The sequence below is a fragment of the Methylibium sp. T29 genome, assembly GCF_000576205.1.
Classification (GTDB): Bacteria; Pseudomonadota; Gammaproteobacteria; order Burkholderiales; family Burkholderiaceae_C; genus Methylibium; species Methylibium petroleiphilum.
On the sequence record NZ_AZND01000193.1, the window covers coordinates 1 to 6,361 of the forward strand.

The 6,361-nt window shown below is 68.6% G+C and carries 4 protein-coding genes and 1 pseudogene; all 5 read right to left on the bottom strand.

Features of this window, described 5'->3' with window-relative positions:
* A partial coding sequence (locus x551_RS17025) for a glutaredoxin family protein (protein WP_051512105.1) occupies positions 1–555 on the bottom strand: 555 nt, incomplete at its 3' end.
* Between the two features lie 33 nt (positions 556–588).
* Complete coding sequence (locus tag x551_RS17030; protein ID WP_011829725.1) at positions 589–2,622, bottom strand: M3 family metallopeptidase; 2,034 nt, start codon at positions 2,620–2,622, stop codon at positions 589–591.
* Between the two features lie 97 nt (positions 2,623–2,719).
* Positions 2,720–3,571 carry a bifunctional methylenetetrahydrofolate dehydrogenase/methenyltetrahydrofolate cyclohydrolase FolD gene (gene folD, locus x551_RS17035; RefSeq protein WP_011829724.1) on the bottom strand — a complete coding sequence of 284 codons (852 nt, stop codon included), beginning with the start codon at positions 3,569–3,571 and terminating at the stop codon, positions 2,720–2,722.
* Positions 3,572–3,668: 97 nt separating this feature from the next.
* A complete protein-coding gene (locus x551_RS17040; protein WP_011829723.1) occupies positions 3,669–4,292 on the bottom strand; it encodes a response regulator transcription factor in 624 nt (207 codons plus the stop codon).
* A 9-nt stretch (positions 4,293–4,301) separates the two neighbouring features.
* A pseudogene (locus x551_RS17045) lies at positions 4,302–6,361 on the bottom strand (PAS domain S-box protein); the annotation flags it as partial.

A 6,361-nucleotide genomic window follows, 5' to 3' on the forward strand; every position in this document is an offset into this window, starting at 1 on the left:
CGGCGGGGCGCGGCGCCGGAGCGGCCCGCGGCGCCGTGGTCTGACCCACCAGCGGGGTCGGCTCCCAGCCGCGGTAGGTGGGCGGCAGGCGCGACTGCTTGGGGTAGCCGGCGGCGTCGAGGTAGCCGCGCCATTCGGCTCCGAATAGCCGCGCAGCTGCTGGCCGCCGATGCGCAACACCGGCAGTTCGGCGCTCGATTCGATCTGTCGGAAGGCGGCGATGTCGGCTTCGCCGGTGATGGTCTTCTCGGTGTAGGGGATGCCACGCTGGCGCAGCATGTCGCGGCCGGCCACGCAGCCCGAGCAGTCGCTACCGCTGTACAGCGTCACCGGGTAGCGTTCGGCGATCTGCGCCAGCTCGTACGGCAGGCCACTGGTGGTGCCGGTGACCGCTGCGCCGCCGCGGATCGGTTGTACCTTGGCCGCGGCCGAGGGCGCGGGGCGGTCGGTGTAGGTGATGCGCCCGTCGGGCTCGACGATCTTGTACTGCGCCAGGGCCGGACCGGAGCCCAATGCGACGAGGCTGAACAGCAGGACGGCAGCGGAACGGCTCATGACAAGGTTCTCGGGTTCGGCGGAACTTCGATCTTAGTCCGCCATGCCCTGGTGGCGCAGCAGGGCGTCGATGCGTGGCTCGCGACCGCGGAAGGCCTTGAAGCTCTCCATCGCCGGACGGCTGCCACCGGCTTCGAGGATGGCTTCGCGGTAACGGCGGCCGACGGCGGGGTTGAACACCCCTTCCTCCTCGAAGGCGGCGTAGGCGTCGGCGCTCAGTACCTCGGCCCACTTGTAGCTGTAGTAGCCGGCTGCGTAACCGCCGGCGAAGATGTGCGAGAAGCTGTGCTGGAAGCGGTTGAAGGCCGGCGGCACGATGACCGCGATCTCGCGGCGCACGCCGTCGAGCACCCGCTGGATGGCGTCGGCGCCGTAGGGCGCCGCCGACGCACCGTCGTGGATCAGCATGTCGAACAGCGAGAACTCCACCTGGCGCAGCGTCTGCAAGCCACTCTGGAAGTTCTTTGCGGCGAGCATCTTGTCGAACAGCGTCCGCGGCAGCGGCTCGCCGCTGTCGACGTGCGCCGTCATGTGCTTCACCACCTCCCACTCCCAGCAGAAGTTCTCCATGAACTGGCTGGGCAGCTCGACCGCGTCCCACTCGACGCCGGAGATGCCGGCCACGCCGATCTCGTCGACCTGCGTGAGCATGTGGTGCAGGCCGTGGCCGAACTCGTGGAACAACGTGGTCACGTCGTCGTGCGACAGCAGCGCGGGGCGGTCACCGACGGGCGCAGCGAAGTTGCAAACCAGATGAGCCACCGGCGTCTGCACCCTGCCCTCAGGGCGGGCCCAGCGACCCCGTACGTCGTCCATCCAGGCGCCCGGGCGCTTGCCGGGGCGTGCGTAGGGGTCGAGGTAGAACTGGCCGACCAGCTGAGTGCCGCGCTCGATGCGGAAGAATCGCACGTGCTCGTTCCAGACCGGCGCCGTGTCCGGGCGGATCGCCACCTCGAACAGCGTCTCGATGATGCGGAACAGGCCGGCCAGCACCTTGGGTTCGGTGAAGTACTGCTTCACCTCGGTGTCGCTGAAGGCGTAACGGGCTTCCTTCAGGCGCTCGGCCGCGTAGGCCATGTCCCAGGCCTGCAGATCGGCCAGGCCAAGCTCGGTGCGGGCGAACTCGCGCAGCTCGGCCAGATCGCGCTCGGCGTGGGGCCGTGCGCGCCGCGCCAGGTCGCGCAGGAAACCCTGCACCTGCGCCGGCGAGTCGGCCATCTTGGCGACCAGCGAAACCTCGGCGAAGTTGCGGTAGCCCAGCAGCTCGGCCTCTTCCTGCCGCAGAGTGAGGATCTCGCCCATCACGGCGCTGTTGTCGCGCTCGGTCGGGCCGGCCTCCGAGGCGCGCGTGACGTGGGCGCGGTAGACGCGTTCGCGCAGCGCGCGGTCCTGCGCGTACTGCAGCACCGGCAGGTAGACCGGCATGTGCAGGCTGAGCTTGTGGCCGTCTTGGCCGTCGGCCCGGGCGGCGGCGCGCGTGGCGGCCTTGACGTCCTCCGGTACGCCGGCGAGCTCGGCCTCGCTCGCGATGAAGCTCCAGCCGTCTGTCGCGTCGAGCACATGCTCGGAGAAGGCCTGGCCGAGTTCGGCCTGACGCGCCTGGATGGCTGCGAAGCGCTCCTTGGCGGCCCCCTGCAGCTCGGCGCCGGACAGCACGAAATCGCGCATCGCGTTCGACAGCGCCTTGCGCCGTGCCGCGTTGAGCGCGGCTGCCGCAGGGCTGCCGGCCACGGCCTTGTACTTCGCGTAGAGCCGCTCGTCGGCACCCAGGTTCGTGTAGAACTCGGTCACGCGCGGCAGGGCCTCGGTGTAGGCGGCGCGCAGCTCGGGCGTGTCGGCCACCGCGTTGAGGTGGCTGACCGCTCCCCAGGCGCGCCCGAGGCGCTCGGTTGCGACATCGAGCACCGCGGAGAGGGCATCGTAGTCGGCCGGCACGTCCGCGCCCGTGGCGCGTTCCAGCGCCACGTTCGCTTCGGCCAGCAGGGCCTCGACCGCAGGCTCCACATGCTCGGGGCGGATCTCGCCGAAGCGCGGCAGGGCGGCGGTATCGAGTAGAGGATTGCTCATGGGTCGGCTCGTCGGTTCGGGGCTCGCAGCAGTGTCAGCTGGCGTCGGGCGGCGCGGTTTCAATCCTGTTCATCGGCAGGATAGCGAGCCCATGGGCTCAGCCCACCAGCCGCTCGGCCGATTCCAGGGTGTTCATCAGCAGCATCGTGATCGTCATCGGTCCCACGCCGCCGGGCACCGGCGTGATCCATCCGGCGACCTTGGCGACCCCGGCGTAGTCAACGTCGCCGCACAGCTTGCCATGGTCGTCGCGGTTCATGCCCACGTCGATCACCACGGCGCCGGGCTTCACCATGTCGGCGGTCAGCACCTTGCGCTTGCCGACCGCGGCGACCACGATGTCGGCCTGGCGGGTGTGCAGCGCGAGGTCGGGGGTCGCACTGTGGCAGACCGTGACGGTGGCGTTGGCCTGCAGCAGCAGCATCGCCATCGGCTTGCCGACGATGTTGCTGCGGCCGATCACGACGGCGTGCTTGCCCTTGGGGTCGTAGCCGATCGACTCGAGCATCTTCATGCAACCGTAGGGTGTGCAGGGCTTGAAACCGGGCTGGCCGACCATCAGTGCGCCTGCGCTCGCGACGTGGAAGCCGTCCACGTCCTTGTGCGGCGCGATGGTCTCGATGACGCGGTGCGCGTCGATGTGCGGCGGCAGCGGCAACTGCACCAGGATGCCGTGGATTGCCGGATCGGCATTCAGCGCCTGCACGCGGGCCAGCAGCTCGGCCTCGGTCATCGCCGCCGGGTAATGCTCCAGCACCGAATGCAGGCCGCTGTCGTGACAGGCCTTCACCTTGTTGCGCACGTAGACCTGCGAGGCCGGGTTCTCGCCCACCAGGATGACGGCGAGTCCCGGCGTGATGCCGTGCTCGCGCAGCGTGGCGGCGCGCTGCGCGACTTCGTGGCGGAGGTGGCGGGACAGGGCATTGCCGTCGATGGCTCGGGCGCTCATGCGAGGGGCTCCTTCAGCGGTAGGCACCGTCAGCACGGCACCGGAGGTAGAAACGACAAGGGCCGCACGAAGGCGGCCCTGGCGACGAGAGGGTGCGTCAGGCCTTGGCCTGGGCACCGAGCGCGATCTTCAGCAGATCGGCCACGGTGTTGGCGTTGAGCTTCTCCATGATGTTGGCGCGGTGGGCCTCCACCGTCTTGATGCTGATGCCCAGGTCGTCGGCGATCTGCTTGTTCAGGCGGCCGGCGACGATGCGCTCGAGGACCTGGGCCTCGCGGGTGGTCAGCCGCGACAGCAGCGCGTCGCGGCTGGCGGCTTCCTGGTGCTGGCTGAAGGCGGCACGGGCGCTGTCGAGCATGCGCTCGACCAGGCTCAGCAGTTCCTCTTCCTTGAAGGGCTTCTCGATGAAATCCATCGCGCCCTTCTTCATCGTGGTGACCGCCATCGGCACGTCGCCGTGGCCGGTGATGAAGACCACGGGCAGCGGGCTCTTGCGCTCGACCAGACGATCCTGCAGCTCCAGCCCGCTCATGCCGTCCATGCGGATGTCGGCGATCAGGCAGGCGACCTCGCGGGAGTCGAAGCGCGACAGGAAGGACTCGGCCGAGTCGAAGCACTTGACCCGGTAGTCCTTGCCTTCGAGCAGCCACTGAAGAGAGTCGCGCACGGCTTCGTCGTCGTCGACGACATAGACCGTGCCTTTCTTGGGGATGAGGCTCATGCGCGCTCTTTACGAGGTTTCGGTCAAGGTGACGCCGGGAGGCTCGGTCGCCGGGACCGGGAGCTCCACTGGCAGGGTGAAGGCAAAGCTGCAGCCGCTGATCACGCTTCCATTGTAGAGGTTCTCCGCACGGATACGGCCGCGGTGGGACTCGACGATGGATCGGCACAACGACAGGCCGATGCCCAGTCCGTCGGGCTTGGTGGAGAAGAACGCCTCGTAGAGCCGGGCCATCATCTCCTCCTTCACGCCCGGGCCGTTGTCTCGCACGCTGAACTCGATCACGCCGCCTTCCTCCGGCGTGTGCTTGGGCACCACGCGCAGTTCGATGTGGCGACGAGAGGACGGCAGCTTCGCGTTGTCGATCGCCTCGGCCGAGTTCTTCAGCAGGTTCAGCAGCACCTGCTCGATCAGGATCGGGTCCACCTGCAGGTCGGGCAGCCGCTGCGCGACGTAGGTGCGGATGTGCACGTTGCGGCGCTTGAGCTCGATGCCGGCCAGTTCGACAGCGTCCTCCACGATGTCGCGCGCTTGGCGGTCTGGCGCTGTGGTTCGCTTCGCTTCACGAAGGCGCGGATGCGGTGGATGATCTGTCCGGCGCGGTGGGCCTGGCGCGCGGTCTTCTCCAGCGCGGCGATCAGGTCGTCCTTCTCGATGGCGTCGGACTTGACCCGCGAGACCATGCCGTTGCAGTAGTTGGTGATCGCGGTGAGCGGCTGATTCAGCTCGTGGGCGACGCTGGAGGCCATCTCGCCCATCGTCACGAGGCGGCTGGTGACCTGGGCCTTCTCCGCCTGGTGCGAGGCCTGCTCCTCTGCGCGGCGCCGAGCGGTGATGTCGGTCGCGATGAGCATCTGCGCCAGCCGGCCGTCGGTCCACTGCACGTAGCGCGCACGCACGTCGAACCACTTCTGCAGCGACTCGACGAACACTTCGTGCACGTCGCCGCTGGCTTCGGTGAGTTCCTGTGCAGGCAGGCCGCCGAAGCTGTCGACCGACTCATCGGCGTCGCGCCGGCCTGCCTGCAGCTCGTCTGCGCCGGCCAGGCGCGCATGGCCCTGGGAATCGGCGCCGAACCACAGCCGGTAGGAACGGTTGGCGAACAGCAGTTCGTCCTGCGCCACCGACAGCACCGACACCGCAGCCTCTAGCCCCTCGAGCACCGTGGTGAAGCGCTCGTGCGAGGCCGACAACTGGTCGCGGATGCGCTTGGCCTCGGTGATGTTGGTCATCGAGGTCATCCAGCCGGTCTGGTGGCCCTTGGCATCGATCAGCGGCGACACGTACATCCGCGAGTCGAACAGCGTGCCGTCCTTGCGCATGATCTTCACTTCGATGCCGCCAGCCGGGCTGCGGCCCTGCAGCTCCTGCTGCAGCAGCCGCGTGTTCTCTTCCATGCGGTCGGGCGGCCAGTGCGGGAAGGGCGGCAGACGGCCGATCAGCTCGTCCTCGGCGAAACCGGTCATCGCGCAGAACGCCGGGTTGACATAGCTGATGCGCCCCTCGAGATCCATCGCGCGCATGCCGGTCAGCATGGAGTTCTCCATCGCGCGCCGGAAGTTCGTCTCGGTGATCAGCGTGCTCTGCATCTGCGAACGCCGGCGCATGTGGCGCCAGGTGCCCAGCAGCATCCACACCGTCAGTGCGGACAGCGCGACCACCATCCAGAACAACGTGTTGCCGATGAGGCCGATGGAGGTGCGCCAGCCCTGGCCGCGCACGACCAGGCCGTTGCCCGACGGCGCGAGCGCCACGTCCTGCACGATGCCGCTGCTGCTGCGCACGCTGTTGGCCGGCTCACGCGAGACGCTGCTGGCGAGCACGCGGTCGTTGCTGTCGAGCAGGCTGATGGCGTGGCGCCGCGTGACCTCGGCGGGCACGAAATAGCGCAGCAGTGATTCGACCGAATACTCCGCCACCAGCGTGCCGGAGAAGGCGCTGCGGTCGAGCAGGGGGACGTGCACCTGGAACACCGACAGCGAGCCGGTGCCTTCGTAGGGGCGCGAATAGACCGGCTGACGCAGGTCGCGCGCCGCGGCGAAGGCCCAGGCCGGCTCGCCGCGAAGGGC